Consider the following 15,328-nt stretch of genomic DNA (forward strand, 5'->3'; position numbering starts at 1 on the left):
TTCTAAAAAACTTTCTAAAACACAAGATATTGATTTTCTTAAGAACGTTGATAGAGTTTGAAATGACTGTATTTCTTCTCAACCAGACGATAATTTTCTTTGAGCAAGTCCTTCATATTGGAGGTCAACTCTACCTGATTATTGACCACAATATACTTCGGTTCAGACCGATCGATTTGTTGGACTACATTGGTCCGATTTTCATTAATTCCCAGATAAGACGTCGGAGTCAATAAGGCAGAAGCTGCCAAACGATCACTTTCTTGATAGATGGTAGCCGTTGTATCCCAAGCATAAATGGTATCTTTCGACTTGGTATGATGTTTAATGTAGCTGGCAATAGCGCTCCGTTCACTCGATTGGCCAGACTGAAGCACGACATCTTGAACCACTGGATTCGCCAACAGATAGACAAGGGCTACTAGCGGTAAGAAAACTTGGCTCGTAAAGTAAGCGGCCCAAACTTCCTTGTTTTTCTTCTTCCGACCACGACGTTCGATACCGTCGTTTTCTTCCCCATCTCGTGAGAACCAGATCGCAAACAAGGGAAGAACAAATGGCAACATTGGCAACAATTGGTAAGCGCCTTGTTCAGGAAGACCAATAGACACGACGAGGACTACCAGGCTACCTGCCCATCCCATAAAGCGGAAGATCCGGCGAGCACTGCTACTTTGCTTCGTAAAGGACATCAAAAAGGCAGAGACTAAACCAAAGGCGAGCGCCAACAATCCGTAATAAATAACATTACTGAAGGTCTGTCCATTCGTGAAATTCAAGGCATTAAAGACATAGGTTACTTGGTTAATGGCATAGCCAAAAGTCTGATTCAAAACGGTGATATAGCCAATTGGATAAAAGACGAGTGAAAAACCAAGGAGAGCTGCTAGCAGTTGATAAAAGCCACGTGCCCATCTCTTCTGCTTGATATTAAAGGCTGTTAATCCAAGGAAGGTCAACAAATAAAACAAGGCACTGGTCATCGGATCAATCAAGAAAGCCACAGCTGCAATCGCACCATAAAGGATAAAGCCTTCATCCTTACGATACCCAATCAGATAAGCCAAAATGAAATTCATGCTGGCAAATAGGATTGGAAGGCTAAAGAGAGTCACATAAGTCCCTCCAAAACCAAGGCCTAGCACCAAGAAATAAAAGAGTAACTGGACATTCTTCGCTGTATCTTTATCAGACACCAGCAAGCGCACAACACGATAGAGATAAGTCCCCGCAAAGAAGAGGGCAATCGCTTGGAGGATCATCAAGATCCAATGTCCACCAGCTAAACTTCCCAACCAGTTGATCGCATAATAGAGCAGACCATTGGTTCCGTAAAAATCACCAAACGGTACTTGCCCCTTGGTCATTGCCCAGCCAGCATACAAATTTTGAGATTGTTGATTGGTGGCAAAACGGGTTAAAAATGGCACCCCGACATGCAGTAAACTAATCAAGAGACTCAACACAAGAGGAATCTCCATAGGGACTGGACGCTTCCATTGACGGCGCACAGACCCAGCTACTACATCTGCCTCTAACTCCTCCGTGTTCTCTTCTACGCTAGGTACTTCCGCTTTTGTTGCTTCAACTCCCGCTTTACGCGAACGACGACTCATCCGACTGAGCGGTTGCTCCGGTTCCTGGTCTGATTCTCGTTCAGGTTCTGCTACTAGTTCTGACTTTGCATCACTAATGGGCTCTAATCCTTCCATTGCAACCGGCTCCTCCAATACTTCTGCCTGCTGGCTATGAGTCGGCTCTTCTTCACGAAAGACTGATTTATCTAGCACTTCGCGAATTTCACGTGTATCTTGAAAACTAACTCCCACGTGAAGCCCTAACTTTTTCGAAGTCATTTCTTGCTCTTTTTCGCTCATTCTTTTTCCTTTTCTTCCATGTTCCTCTGCTTTTTCCTTTTAAAAAAGCTCGCTATCTTTTCTAGTATACCAAATTCTGCCGACCGTGTCAGCCTCTTGCCACATAGTCCTTCGAAAAAAGAGTCAGATCTCTTAGCTTCTGACTCTTTCTTCTGTATGTCCACACCTATTACAACATCGGTGCGAACAATTGCATAATTTCCTTGATTAAGCTTTGGTGCCATGTAAAGCGGAAGGTATCCTCTGTAATTTCTTGAGACACTTCAAAGATATGGTCAAAGTCCTCCCGAATCTTTTTCAAGGCAGGCGTCCGATACATCCAGACGGCATTTTCATAGTGATGGGCCAAACTGCGATAATCAAAGTTAATCGACCCTACAACCGCCATTTCATCATCTGCTAACACTTGCTTACTGTGGACAAAACCAGGCGTGTACTCATAGATTTTCACACCAGCATCCATCAAATCCAAGTAAGCCCCACGAGTTACGATTTGGATTAATTTTTTATCCGGAATATGCGGAGTCACGATTCGAACATCCACCCCACGAAGGGCTGCATTGCGGATATCCTCTGTCAAATCATAATCGATGATCAGGTAAGGAGTCGTGATATAGACGTAATCCGTTGCCTGGTTGATCATATTTTGATAAACCGTCTTTCCGACCTGCGACTTGTAAATCGGCTTTGGTCCACTCCCATAGGGAATGTAGAGTCCTTCGCCTTTGACTGCCTTGTTTTCAATATGGTAGCGGTCAAAATCCTCGATTTCCCCACGGTTAATGTACCAGTTCATGAGGAAGAGTCGCGTCAAGGCCTTAACAGCCCGTCCATCCAAACGGATAGCACTGTCCTTCCAGTGGCCAAACCGCTCAATGTGGTTGATGTACTCGTCTGCCAAATTGACACCACCCGTATAGCCGATCTGCCCATCAATGACCAGAATCTTGCGGTGGTCTCGGTTGTTATAAGCCACTGTTAGACGGGGAATCACCTTGTTGAACTTATGGGCATCAATCCCCATCTTTCGCAACCGTTTGGTATAGTTCCCGGCCAAGGTCGCCATACAGCCGATATCATCATAAAGGAGTTTGACTTCAACCCCCTCTTTTACTTTTTGTTCTAAAATCTCTAGGATGCTGTTCCACATCAAGCCCTCATCAATGATGTAAAACTCGATGAAGATAAATTTTTTCGCTGCTCGCAGATCCTCTAGTAGTTGCGCATACATCTCCTCCCCTAGAGGGTAAAAGGTCGATGCCGTCCCATTGTAGAGATCCGCATTGTGGTCCATGGATAAAATAGACTTAACCAAGCCATAGACAGCCTTGCTTTCTTGCTTGAGCTCCTTACGCAACTGATGACTATTGTCCTCTCGAAACTTCATGGACTCCATATTTTCCAACTGGATCATTTCCTTCTTGGACAAACGCCGCTCTCCAAACATGAGATACAAGAGTGATCCAAAGACAGGAATGACCGCAATCAAGAGCCAGGTAACCTTATTTTCAGGCGGGGTATTTCGATTAACAATAGCTAGAATCGTCGACACATATAAGAGCCCAATGACTGCAACAGATAGCCAATGCGGGAACCATCTATTGAGCCAGAAGAAGGCCGCAAAGGATGCCCATAGTTCAAAGCCCATAAACAAAATACTAAATCCATATTTGGACATTAATAGACGTAATTTTCGAAAGGTCACAGCATCCTCCTTTTTTCTTTCTACTAGTATACCAATTCTTTTTACCCGATGCAACGACCAACCAAACCCCTTCTTGACAAACAAAAAGAGGCTGGGACAAAAGTCCTAGCCTCTCAATTATTTTTGGATTGTCGAGCAAGACGCAGTGGTTGAGTGGGCTCTACTACACTGATTTCATCAGCTTTTATAGCCCTACTCAACTGTGCGGAGGTGGGACGACGAAATCGAATTCTAACGAATTACCGATTTCTGTCCCACTCTCTCTTGTTTCGTCCCTTATTGCTTGGTCAAAACGATAATCCCTTGATCATCCTCTGCCTGTTCCAAGTCTTCTAGCGATAACTGATCTCCTTCGATCCGATAGCGATAAGGCTCATCCCCGATACGCATGGATTGATTGACCGAATCAATACTGACCTCTTTGGTTTCTTCTTCGCCATCAGCATCTTGTACCGTAAACGTGCCTTTTTGCCCCGTCACAACTAAGAGAATCGTATTTTCCTCGTCCTGTCCTCGATAACTGCCATCTATGGACACTCCTTCTTTCTGTTCTTCACTCGCTGAAGTCACAGTCTGTGATGAAGCAGACGTCTGTTTGCTCGAAGTCTGTGTCGCTTTTTCTTGCTGGCTACAAGCAGTCAGGAAAAGGGCTACTGCCAAGGTCAGTATAGACATGATTTTTTTCATTAAGAACGACTCCTTTCGCCATAACCGTATACTATCTACCACCAGTATACGCCAAGAAAGTCTTTAGGTCAATTGTTTACCCCTCTAATAAAAATGCCCTTACTTCTGCAATAAAATACAAGGATCCTGTCACAAATAAGACTTCATCTGGACGACTCTGATCCATAAATTCTTTGATATAGGCCTTGTAGTCAGCTACATAGGGCAAGTCTTGTCGGTCACCTTGTGCTACCACTTCTCCGTAATGAAAGGTCGTCAAAATCAATTCTGCTTCTGGCAATCCCGCTTGAAGTGTTTGGAGCATCCCGCTATAATCTTTTCGCTTGAGGGCCCCAAATAAAATTTTCACGCGTTTTCCTGCCAAGCTATTGACAAACTCGATCAAGCGCAACATAGCATGAGGATTATGGGCGCCATCCAGATACACCTGGTCACCAAACAACTCTAGACGTCCAGGCCACCGCGTCTCTTGTAAGGCCAGTTTGACCTGATCCATATCCACTTCTTGATCTAGGCCCTCCATATAGAGGAGAAAGGCCTCCAGAGCTACTGCAGTATTTTCCCGTTGGTAATCACCCTTCAAGCCCAGAGACGGCAAGACAAGTTCCACACTTTCATTCCAAAAACAATCCTGCTCTAACCCAAAATCTTTCTGGAAGGCGTGGAGATCCACATCCAATTGCTCGGCCCTTTCTTGACAAACGGCTGCAGCTTCATCCGATAAGGGGCCAACCACAGCTTTCTTGCCCTTCTTAAAGATCCCTGCCTTTTGCTGGGCAATGGCCGCAATCGTCCCTCCCAGTGTTTCCTGGTGATCCAGGCCAACCGAAGTGATCACTGCGAGCTCTCCTGTCACTACATTGGTCGTATCTAGAAGCCCACCGATACCAACTTCCAACAAGATCACATCCACAGCTTGTTCCTTAAAATACAAGAGGGCCATGAGGCAGATAATCTCAAAATAAGAGAGTTGATCCTGAGTTTGAAGCAAGGTCTGCTCCATATGTTGCACCTTTTGACCGATCCGAGTGAAATCTTCATCTGAAATTGGCTGATCCCCAATACAAATCCGATCATGGATACTGATCATATGAGGAGAAGTAAAGGTCCCAACCTTTTTTCTATGAGCCATCAATAATTGACGCAGAAAGGCGATTGTAGATCCCTTCCCATTGGTTCCTGTCACATGAAGGATTGGATAAGCCTTATCCGGCCTCCCTAAAAGGCTCACTGCCTGCTCCATACGATCCAGTCCCGATCGAAAATTCAGACCGATCCGACTATTCATCCATTGCTCAATCTTATTCACATCTTCCTCCTAAAAGAAAAAAGCGACAAAACCTCTTCTGACGTTTGCGCTCCTTTCTTTTGTAGTTATTTCTTTCTGTTCATTTTTACAGCAAGTCCATCGGACATTCCAACTCTTTCCAATTTCTCGGAGTTGGGGTGATACAGTCTCCCAGACTTACTTGCGGTCTTCATTTCTAGCGCAAGGGTAAAAATGTTCACTGAACATTCCAACTCTCTCTAGTTTCAAGGAGTTGGGCTAAAAACGTCCCCCGGACTTACCAACTCTTTCCAATTTCTTGGAGTTGGGGTAAAAACATCCACTGGATGTTTTTACTCCTCCATAAAGCTGTTGAAGACTTCTTCGATCATATCCCATTCTGCATCTGAGTCTTCTGGGATTGGTTGAAGGTCGCCTTCTGTTCCGTCTTCGTTTTCTGTAAATGAATATGCTTGGATTTCAACTTCGCCATTTTCATCTTCTTCTGCATTTGCAGGGATCAAAAGAACATAGTTCTTTCCAAATTCTTCTTTGCCATCAATGGTCAAAAGAATTTCAAACAAGGTTTCATTTCCTTGTTCATCCACCAATGTGATTAATTCACGTTCTTCATGGTCGTGGTTATGATCATGTGCCATACTATTCTTCCTCGTTTTCTTTCTAAAAATTGCGATCTAAATAATTTTGTAAAATAAGCTGCGCCGCTAACTTATCAATGACTTTTTTGCGTTTGCTACGGCTAATATCTGCTTGCTCAATCAACATCCGCTCTGCAGCAACTGTCGTCAACCGTTCGTCTTGGTAGTCGACTGGCAAGCCAAACTTTTCAGCAATCATCGTGCCATAAGCCTGACTGGCTTCCACACGCGGTCCGCTGGTGTTGTTCATGTTTTTCGGCAAACCCACAACAAAACGGTCCACCTTGTATTGAGCTACTAATTCGGCTAAGCGCTCCAAACCGAATTCTCTTTTGTCTTCATCGATTTGGATGATTTCAAGACCCTGAGCTGTAAAACCGAGAGGATCACTCACAGCAACCCCAACGGTCTTTGAGCCAACATCCAATCCCATAATTCTCATTAGAGGTCTATCCCTTGCCCTTTCAAATAATAACGTACCAATTCTTCAACGATTTCATCTCGTTCATATTTACGAATTTGGTTTCGTGCATTATTATAACGAGGTACATAGGCAGGATCACCACTGAGTACGTATCCTACGATTTGATTAATTGGATTGTAGCCTTTTTCATCCAGTGACAAGTAAACATCTTTCAAGGTCTCGCTAATTTCCTTACGATTTGAATCATCAAGATTAAAACGTACTGTTTCATCTGTAAATCCCACAAGAACACCCTCTTTCCTTAGAATATTACTATTATACCATAATCAAGAGTTTTCCACAATGGTCAAGCCTTGATTTTACAGCTTTTTCAAGCATTTTTGAGCTATTTTATCTAAACTGTTTTTTTATTTTTGCTCACTTGCTCCTGCATTGATGAGATTATCCGCAAATTGGCTCGGTGTCAGCTTCAACAACTCTGGTAAGTGATTGTTTTTGAAGTAAGTCATACCTTCGGCCTTCTTCACATCCATCGCTTCAAAGTTATAGGTGATCGTTACCTTGTATTCATTCTCATTTTCCAAGGTCAAATCAGCTGTGAAGCCAGGAACTGTCAACGCTTCCTTAAAGGCATCATCCTTGTTAAAGGAATCTCTCAATTGCTTTTGCGCTTCCTCAACTCCAACCTGTTGAATCCCTTTTTTCATTTCTTCATTGGTTGCCGTTACATTAATGGTCTCCAACTTTTTAAAAGTATTCCCCACATAGGTGACGATTTGCGTCTGTTGTGTCCCCTTATCATCTGTTGGAAAGACAAAGGTTCTTGTGACCACTTGATTTTCTTCTGCCTTTTGCAAGATACTCTTATTATCCTTTTGTAGCTGTTCTGCTTTCGCTTTGATTGCTTTTTGCTCACTTGAGGTAGGAGTTTTTGATTGCTTTTTTTGACTGCATCCAGCCAAACACAAGGCAAGCGCACCCAATAAGAAGATTTTCCTTTTCATTTTCCATTCCTTACTAGTTATTGTTTTCTAAAATATTGTATCATAGATTTCGTAAATCGGTGCAGTTAACTACTATCCATTTCTATTTTGAACAAGAAAAAATCAGAAACAAACTGTTTCTGATTTTCAATCGTTTTAAAGGGCTGCACGCATCCGCGCTTCTGCATTTTCTACATTTCGAACTGATCGTGGCAAGAAGGCACGAATATCATCTTCTTTGTAACCCACTTGGAGACGTTTGTCATCTACCAAGATCGGACTTTTAAGAATACGAGGTGTTTCCATGATGATGTCAATGACTTCACTGACACTCAAGTCTTCGATGTCCACTCCTAGACTTTTAGCGTATCGATTTTTTGAAGAGACAATACTTGCCACTCCATTTTCAGTCTTTGTAAGGATATCCAATAATTCTTCTTTGGTGATCCCTTCCTTACCGAGGTTTTGTTCTTTATAAGTTAGCTGGTGAGCGTTGAGCCAAGTCTTTGCTTTTTTACAACTCGTACAACTTGACACTGTATAAATTTTAATCATGCATGCACTCCTTTCGCCACACGATAATACTATCGTATTAAATTATAACACAAAAACCATCAGTCTAGCGACCTATTTTGAAAAAAATTAATCTTCAATTTCAATCGCGTCATCTAAATCTAGAGTTACTTCTTCTACGACAGGAGCTGCTTCTTCAGTTTTATCAAGGGTTTTCACTGCTTCGTCTTCTTCGATCAAACCAAAATGAACCCGAACCTTGTGGTCGATTTCGTCAAAAATTTCTGGGTGGTCAGCCAAGAATTTCTTAGCATTTTCAGATCCTTGACCAATTTTTTCGCCGTTATAGGAGTACCACGCACCCGCTTTTTGGATGATATCCAAATCTGTTGCAATCTTCACCAACTCACCTGTACGTGAAATTCCTTCCCCGTACATAATTTCAACCATAGCTTCTTTGAACGGTGGAGCCACCTTGTTCTTCACAACCTTGATCTTAGTTTCCTTACCAACGTTGGTATCTTTTTGGTCCCCAGTCCCCTTGATTTGAGTATTTCCACGAACATCTAGACGGACAGAAGCATAGAATTTAAGGGCACGACCACCAGGTGTGGTTTCAGGGTTCCCAAACATGATCCCAACTTTTTCACGTAATTGGTTGATAAAGATGGCAATGGTCTTCGTCTTATTGATAGAAGCTCCGAGTTTACGCATAGCTTGGCTCATCATCCGCGCTTGCAAACCAACGTGGCTATCCCCGATATCTCCATCGATTTCCGCACGTGGGACCAAGGCCGCAACAGAGTCGACAACCACCAAATCAACCGCACCAGAGTCGATCAATTTACCAGCAATTTCAAGTCCTTGTTCCCCTGAGTCTGGTTGAGACAAGAGAAGTTCGTCGATATTGACCCCAAGAGCTGCTGCATAAGATGGATCCAAGGCATGCTCCGCATCGATAAAGGCAGCAATCCCCCCTTCTTTCTGTGCTTGGGCTACTGCATGGAGGGCAACGGTTGTTTTACCAGATGATTCTGGACCATAGATTTCGATGATCCGACCTTTTGGATAACCACCAGCACCCAAGGCAATATCAAGCGCCAAGGAACCAGAGCTCATGACTTGTACCTTTTGCTCTGCACGTTCGCCCAAACGCATGATCGATCCCTTACCAAAATCCTTTTCGATCAACTTCAGGGCATCATTGAGCGCTTTTTCACGCTCATCTCCAAATTTTTTAGAGATATCATCTAATTTTTTCTGTTTTTTCGCCATTCTTTTCTCCTATGTTTTTACTATACAGGAAATTCATGCAACTCACCAACGGTTTCCGCCATTTGAAAGGCATATTTCCTATCCATTTTTAGAATTATTCTTCATTTGGCACAAGCTTCATTATACCAAATTTTCACCATTTAATACAGCCAAGCGCACCAAATTAAAGGCATGAAGGACTGCAATTTCGCGGACATCCGCCCGGCTACGTCCAGCGATATTAACTTGGACACTATCCACTCCATTCGGAGTCGCAAGTCCGATAAAGACAGTCCCTGCTGGGTGCCCTTCTAGACTATCTGGCCCCGCAACTCCGGTCAGGCTAACACCATAATCGGATCCTGTTAACTTACGGGCCTGTGAAGCCATGGCTTGAGCTGTAAAATGAGACACCACTCCATGTTGCTCTAACTCTTGAGCTGGAATAGACAACATCTTGCTTTTTTCTTCCAAACTATAGGTGACAAAACCACCCGCGAAGATGCTGGACGCACCTGAAAAATCTGCCAAAGTCGCTTGGAAAAGGCCGGCCGTCAGGCTTTCTGCAGCTGTAATGGTCTTACCAGCCTGTTTCAAAAGATCAAAGGCCACCTTGACCATCGAATTGTCATCCCCATAACCGTAAAACAACTCTTGCAAGGGTTGATGATCCAGGGTGTGGCGTGATAAGATTTCCTTTTCTAAGACATCGAGCATCGCATCCGCTGAGACTTGATCCTTCGCCTTTGTAGACAGACGCAAGGTTACTTCTCCCGTCTTGGCATAAGGAGCCACCGTCGGATCACTCTGCTTTTCAATGATATCTGCTAGGATCGTAACCAGCTGGCTTTCCCCAATCCCAAAGAAGCGCAAGACTCTTGAAAAGAGCTCTTCCCCTGTCGTCAAATGAGGCACCAATTGTTCGTTGACCATGGGTTTTAACTCACTTGGTGGGCCAGGTAGCACGACATAGGTCACACCGTCGACTTCAATCAAACCTCCAACCGCGAGACCTGTACGGTTTTGAAGGGGGATTGAACCAGCGATCATTTGTGCTTGTCGCTCATTATTGGGCGTCCGGACATAATCAGGGCGACTGGCAAAGAAGGTGTCGAGTTTGGCAAGCGCTGTTGGATCAAAAACCAGTTCTTTCCCTAAAAACTTAGCAAGGGTTTGCTTGGTCAAATCATCCTCTGTTGGCCCAAGTCCACCACATAAAATCACCAAATCACTGCGTTTTGAAGCTGTCTCAATGGTCGAGAAGAGACGACCTTCATTGTCTCCTACCGCCACATGATAATAGACATCAATTCCTAAACTAGCCAATTTTTCAGACAAGAATTGAGCATTGGTGTTCACAATTTGTCCTGTTAGAATTTCTGTTCCAACTGCAATAATTTCCGCCTTCATGGTGCCTCCTACTTATACTATTCGTAATTTTCATTTCATTTTAACACAATTTCCTAAATTATTTAAAAAAGTCGCAACCTGCGACTTTTTATTGTTCCTATTTCCAATCACAATCATTCTCATGATCATTGACCAGGCCTGCTGCTTGTAGAAAGGATAAAACTGCGACTGGTCCGGTGAACTTAAAACCACGCTTTTTGAGGTCCTTGGCTAGCTTCTCAGAAAGAGCTGTCTTCGCTGGAGCCTGTCGGTAATCTGGAACATCATTGACGATGGTTTTCCCATCGACAAAAGACCAAAGATAAGCATCAAACGATCCAAATTCCTCCTGGACTTGTAGAAAGGCTTGAGCATTGGCCCGTGTCGCAAAGATCTTGGCACGATTGCGGATGATAGCTGGATTGTCTAACAAGGATTCCAGTTCTTCATCCGTCATCTCTGCGACGCGTTGAAGATGGTAAGCATGAAAAGACTCTCGGAAAGCCTGCCGTTTATTGAGTACCGTTTCCCAAGATAGTCCAGCCTGATAGGTCTCCATACAGAGTAACTCAAAAAGGGCCTGGTCATCATGGAAGGCCTGACCCCATTCCTCATCATGGTAGGCTACATATAACGGATTGGTCATTTTGACCCAGCCACAACGTTTTGGCATCTTCTTCTCCTATTTCACCAACATCTTAAGAGCAGACTTGATGTAGTTTTCAGCAGTATCAGAAGTTCCTTCAAAGAATTTCTTGATTTTCTTAAGTTCCGTTGCTTTGTAGCCCAAGGCCAACATGGCTTCCATAGCTTCTTCAAGGGCTTGGTTTTCTTCTGCAACTTTGGCCTTAGACTGAGCTGGTGCATCTTCTAGATCAAGATTGATCTTACCTTCTAGGTCCAAAACCATCTGTTGGGCTGTTTTCTTGCCGATCTTTGGAAACTTGGTCAAGTAGGTGATGTTCTTGCTTTCGATGGCTTGGACAAGGCCTGCATTGTCATCTGCAGCAATGATGGCCAGAGCTGAGACAGGTCCAATCCCAGAGACTGAGATCAAGTTTAAAAAGAGCTTTTTCTCTTCTTCGGTTGCAAAACCATAAAGAAGGTGGGCGTCTTCCCGAACCACTTGGTGCAGGTAGACTTGCACCTCTTGATTCATTTTGCCAGAGTAGGCATAGGGATTGGCCACATGCAAAAGGTAGCCGATCCCAGCTGTTTCTACCACAATGTATTTAGCGGTGATTTTCGTTAAAATTCCTTTAATGTATTCGTACATAAGATTCCTTTATTGTTTGTTTAATACTTGCCCAATTCCCGCAGACTGGTGTGATTTTCCTGAATGCGTCGGAACATCTTTTCCATATCCGACTTGGTGAAGTTGACCAAGACCGGACGACCATGAGGGCAGTTATAAGGGTTATCACATTGGGACAGTTGATAGATCAGATCTCGTGCAGAGTAATCGTCCAGTGTGTGGTTGGCCTTGATAGAGCGTTTGCAGGACATCATGATGGCCAACTCAGCTCGGTATTTCTTGATGGACACTTCCTTGGTCAAGAGGAGCATGTCACACATTTCGTAGATACCCGACTCGATCTCTTCTTCCTTCATCCAGATCGGATGCTCCCGCAAGATCAACTGGTTGGCTCCGTATTCTTCTAAGTAGACGCCCACTTCTTCTAAGAGGTGCTTGCGCTGTTGCAGGCGGATCAGATCGTCTGTAGGGAACTCAAAGATATAAGGCACCAGCAGTTGTTGCTGACTGCCGTCTACGTTCCCGATGCTCTCCCGGTATTCTTCGTATTTGACCCGCTCTTGGGCCGCGTGCTGGTCAATGATATAAAGCCCCTCATTGCCTTGGGCAAAGAGATAGGTTCCATGCATCTGACCAAAATATTCCAACTCTGGGAAGGTCGAATGTTCTTCCCCATCCAACTTATCATAGGCCTTGTCTAGACTAGCCAGATCCAGCTCTGGGTGATCCAGCTCATCATAAACCGCAGTCTTTCTTTCCGCAAACTTAATCGCGCTTGTCGGTTTTTCTACTGGGTTTTCTTGGATTCTAGCTTCAGTAACAACCTCATCTGTTAGAGGCAATTGAGGATCTGCCACCTCTGGTCGAAGCTTGAAATCTTGACTCTCTCGGTCATAATAGAGGCGGTTTTCTTTTAAAGGCAGGGTCGTCTGTACTGGCTTTTCTGTTCGACGAATAGTCGACTTGGCTAGATTTTCTAGAGCATCCGGAATCAGGTCCTGCTCTTTCAAAGCGTTCGCAATAGCCTGGGAGATCAAGGCCATTAGTTCTCGTTCTTTGGAGATGCGAACCTCTTGCTTGGTCGGGTGAACATTGACATCCGCTAAGTAAGGGTCGATCTGGATATTAATGATCGCGAGCGGGAAGCGGCCCACCATGAGTTTACTACCGTAGCCGTCCAAGATGGCCCGATTGAGCAAGAAATTCTTGATGTAACGGCCGTTGATAAAGAGACTGATGTAATTGCGATTGGCACGAGTCAATTCAGGCAAAGACACAAAGCCCGTCACTTCAAAATCTAGGTCGCGATTTTCAATGGCCACCATCTTCTTAGCAGACGCGAGGCCATAGACACCTGCAATGGCTTGCCGGAGATTGCCCGTCCCCGCTGTTTTGGTCATTTCTTTTCCATCATTGATCAAGGTAAAGGCAATCTCAGGATGGGCCAAGCTCAAGCGATTGAGAATATCCACGATATGGGATAGCTCTGCCTGCTGGCTCTTTAAATACTTGAGACGAGCAGGTGTATTAAAAAAGAGATCTTCTATTGTGATCTTGGTCCCGACAGGACTTGTCGCTGGCTCCACTTCCTCAATTTCGCCACCCTTTGCGACTAATTTGGTCCCGTTGGCAGCTCCTTCTTGCGCCGTTAGAAGGGTTAGAATACTGACAGAAGCAATGGAAGGCATGGCCTCACCACGAAAACCAAGCGTTCGAATACGAAAAAGATCCGCTTGACTTTTGATCTTACTGGTCGCATGTCGACGGAGGGCCAAAGCGACCTCATCGTGCGCAATTCCTTCCCCATTGTCTGTAATCCGAATCGACTTCAATCCTGCTTCTTCGATTTCGACAACAATCTGGCTTGCCCCAGCATCGATCGAGTTTTCAACCAATTCCTTGACCACGCTTGCAGGTCGTTCAATTACTTCACCTGCCGCAATCTGATTGGCGAGGACTTCTGGCAATTCAATAATCTGTGACATGTCTGCTCCTTTACCTATTTTTTCACCGATACATGTAGCTCTATTATACCACAGATCTACAAGACTCCCTTTCTTAAAAAATAGAGGCCAGTCCCATCTTCTTCCTTAAAAACCGTATAGGCAAAGAAAACGACCACATAGACAAATCTCCTTGTCTTCCCTTTGGAAAAAGTGTTTAATAGTAGTGTAAAGAAAGAGCCGGGCTAGCAGGCCAACCGACTTTACCCAAAGGAGGGAGAAAATATCTTATGAAAGTAGAAGTACACATTGATTCCCACTTCCAAGAAGAAGCGGTGATAATCACAGCACCTGCACTGTCTGCGCGTGTAGAGAAAATCCGTGACTTTGTGGAAGAATTGGATCAAAAAGGGCGCTTACGTGCCAAAAAGGATGGGGAAGCTTACCTGATCGAAAGCCAGCTATTCCAACGTTTTTACATTGAAAATCGGCAAGTAATTGGTGAGACCATGACAGATCAATTTATTCTGACTGGACCACTCTATCAGCTATCTGAAGACTTGCCGACCTTCTTTCTCAAAATTTCCCAATCTGAAATTATTAACACCCAATCCATCGATCACCTGCACTTTACCGGTGGAGGATCTGTGCAAATCCATCTTAAAAACGGGAGTCTGACCTACTCCTCCCGTCGTTACTTGAAAGCCATTAAGGAGAAATTATCATGCTAAAACAATCTTTTTCTGACGCCCTAAAAGGGATTTTCATCGGGCTCATCTTATCCATCTTCTTTTCCTACCTCTTCTCACCTGAGTTGTACCTTCCCTTAAGCCCCAACTCTGCAGTCGGCCGCTGGATGTTCTTGCATCATGTTCACGGCTCACTGGTCATGCTCTATTGCGCCCTCGTTTGGGGTGCGATTGGGGTCCTCTTTAGCTTCGGAAGTCTCCTCTTTCAAAAAGACTGGAGCCTCTTACGGGCTACTCTAAGCCATTACCTACTCATGTTACTTGGGTTTATTCCTCTGGCTACTTTGGCTGGCTGGTTTCCAGTACGACTCGGATTTTACCTCTCACTCGTTGTCGAATTCACCCTCGTTTACGTGATCATCTGGTTGGTCTCCTATCATTTTTATAAAAAACAAGTCCAAGAAATCAATCAAAGCATTACTAACCACTAAGAGAAAAAAGGCTGGGCAAAAACTGTCCAGCCTTCGATGTTTAATAGGCATAACTGTATGACGCAGTGGTTGATTGGTATCTTCGTTCGCTATTAAGCTCCAAAGATGACCTATGTGGACGGAAACAATGTTTCCTTTATCTGCAACCTTCAACAGTCTCCCAGACTGTTGAAGCTATGCGGGGGTGGGAAA

The 15,328-nt window shown here is 44.2% G+C and carries 16 protein-coding genes; 2 read left to right on the top strand and 14 right to left on the bottom strand.

Features of this window, described 5'->3' with window-relative positions; genetic code table 11:
- Positions 1 to 38: 38 nt before the first annotated feature.
- From O3642_RS05330 to mutL, 14 genes are all read right to left on the bottom strand, one after another.
- The gene (locus O3642_RS05330) at positions 39 to 1,877 is read right to left on the bottom strand and encodes an MFS transporter (protein ID WP_155214219.1); all 1,839 of its coding nucleotides are present in this window, start codon (positions 1,875 to 1,877) and stop codon (positions 39 to 41) included.
- Positions 1,878 to 2,046: 169 nt separating this feature from the next.
- Positions 2,047 to 3,582, bottom strand: coding sequence for a cardiolipin synthase (cls, locus tag O3642_RS05335; RefSeq protein WP_320911091.1), 1,536 nt, complete (start codon positions 3,580 to 3,582; stop codon positions 2,047 to 2,049).
- A gap of 276 nt (positions 3,583 to 3,858) precedes the next feature.
- Positions 3,859 to 4,269, bottom strand: coding sequence for an SP_0198 family lipoprotein (locus O3642_RS05340; RefSeq protein ID WP_003012851.1), 411 nt, complete (start codon positions 4,267 to 4,269; stop codon positions 3,859 to 3,861).
- A 76-nt stretch (positions 4,270 to 4,345) separates the two neighbouring features.
- Positions 4,346 to 5,578, bottom strand: a complete 1,233-nt coding sequence (locus O3642_RS05345; protein WP_371605563.1) for a folylpolyglutamate synthase/dihydrofolate synthase family protein — start codon at positions 5,576 to 5,578, stop codon at positions 4,346 to 4,348.
- Between the two features lie 311 nt (positions 5,579 to 5,889).
- The gene (locus O3642_RS05350) at positions 5,890 to 6,195 is read right to left on the bottom strand and encodes a DUF1292 domain-containing protein (RefSeq protein WP_003001941.1); all 306 of its coding nucleotides are present in this window, start codon (positions 6,193 to 6,195) and stop codon (positions 5,890 to 5,892) included.
- 22 nt (positions 6,196 to 6,217) lie between these two features.
- Positions 6,218 to 6,637 carry a Holliday junction resolvase RuvX gene (gene ruvX / locus O3642_RS05355; protein WP_003002199.1) on the bottom strand — a complete coding sequence of 140 codons (420 nt, stop codon included), beginning with the start codon at positions 6,635 to 6,637 and terminating at the stop codon, positions 6,218 to 6,220.
- The gene (locus tag O3642_RS05360; protein ID WP_003002070.1) at positions 6,637 to 6,903 is read right to left on the bottom strand and encodes an IreB family regulatory phosphoprotein; all 267 of its coding nucleotides are present in this window, start codon (positions 6,901 to 6,903) and stop codon (positions 6,637 to 6,639) included. The genes ruvX and O3642_RS05360 overlap by 1 nt, the downstream gene beginning before the upstream one ends.
- Before the next feature lie 123 nt (positions 6,904 to 7,026).
- A complete protein-coding gene (locus O3642_RS05365) occupies positions 7,027 to 7,623 on the bottom strand; it encodes an SP0191 family lipoprotein (protein WP_371605564.1) in 597 nt (198 codons plus the stop codon).
- Between the two features lie 135 nt (positions 7,624 to 7,758).
- Complete coding sequence (spx, locus tag O3642_RS05370) at positions 7,759 to 8,157, bottom strand: transcriptional regulator Spx (protein ID WP_155127397.1); 399 nt, start codon at positions 8,155 to 8,157, stop codon at positions 7,759 to 7,761.
- Between the two features lie 87 nt (positions 8,158 to 8,244).
- On the bottom strand, positions 8,245 to 9,390 hold the full coding sequence (gene recA / locus O3642_RS05375) for a recombinase RecA (RefSeq protein WP_155127400.1): 1,146 nt from the start codon (positions 9,388 to 9,390) through the stop codon (positions 8,245 to 8,247).
- A 120-nt stretch (positions 9,391 to 9,510) separates the two neighbouring features.
- Positions 9,511 to 10,779, bottom strand: coding sequence for a competence/damage-inducible protein A (locus tag O3642_RS05380; RefSeq protein WP_371605565.1), 1,269 nt, complete (start codon positions 10,777 to 10,779; stop codon positions 9,511 to 9,513).
- A 97-nt stretch (positions 10,780 to 10,876) separates the two neighbouring features.
- The gene (locus O3642_RS05385; protein WP_155127406.1) at positions 10,877 to 11,431 is read right to left on the bottom strand and encodes a DNA-3-methyladenine glycosylase I; all 555 of its coding nucleotides are present in this window, start codon (positions 11,429 to 11,431) and stop codon (positions 10,877 to 10,879) included.
- Between the two features lie 9 nt (positions 11,432 to 11,440).
- Positions 11,441 to 12,034, bottom strand: a complete 594-nt coding sequence (ruvA, locus tag O3642_RS05390; RefSeq protein WP_049515236.1) for a Holliday junction branch migration protein RuvA — start codon at positions 12,032 to 12,034, stop codon at positions 11,441 to 11,443.
- Between the two features lie 20 nt (positions 12,035 to 12,054).
- Positions 12,055 to 13,998 carry a DNA mismatch repair endonuclease MutL gene (mutL, locus tag O3642_RS05395; protein ID WP_155127409.1) on the bottom strand — a complete coding sequence of 648 codons (1,944 nt, stop codon included), beginning with the start codon at positions 13,996 to 13,998 and terminating at the stop codon, positions 12,055 to 12,057.
- A gap of 248 nt (positions 13,999 to 14,246) precedes the next feature.
- On the opposite strand from mutL, the gene O3642_RS05400 reads away from it, so the two are divergent.
- Together O3642_RS05400 and O3642_RS05405 are read left to right on the top strand one after the other, a co-directional pair.
- Positions 14,247 to 14,687: a LytTR family DNA-binding domain-containing protein gene (locus tag O3642_RS05400; protein WP_155127412.1), complete on the top strand. Its 441-nt coding sequence runs from the start codon at positions 14,247 to 14,249 to the stop codon at positions 14,685 to 14,687.
- Positions 14,681 to 15,136 carry a DUF3021 domain-containing protein gene (locus O3642_RS05405; RefSeq protein ID WP_155127415.1) on the top strand — a complete coding sequence of 152 codons (456 nt, stop codon included), beginning with the start codon at positions 14,681 to 14,683 and terminating at the stop codon, positions 15,134 to 15,136. The genes O3642_RS05400 and O3642_RS05405 overlap by 7 nt, the downstream gene beginning before the upstream one ends.
- The last annotated feature ends 192 nt before the right edge of the window (positions 15,137 to 15,328 follow it).

The organism is Streptococcus sp. 27098_8_66, from assembly GCF_041431945.1.
Lineage (GTDB): Bacteria > Bacillota > Bacilli > Lactobacillales > Streptococcaceae > Streptococcus > Streptococcus dentalis.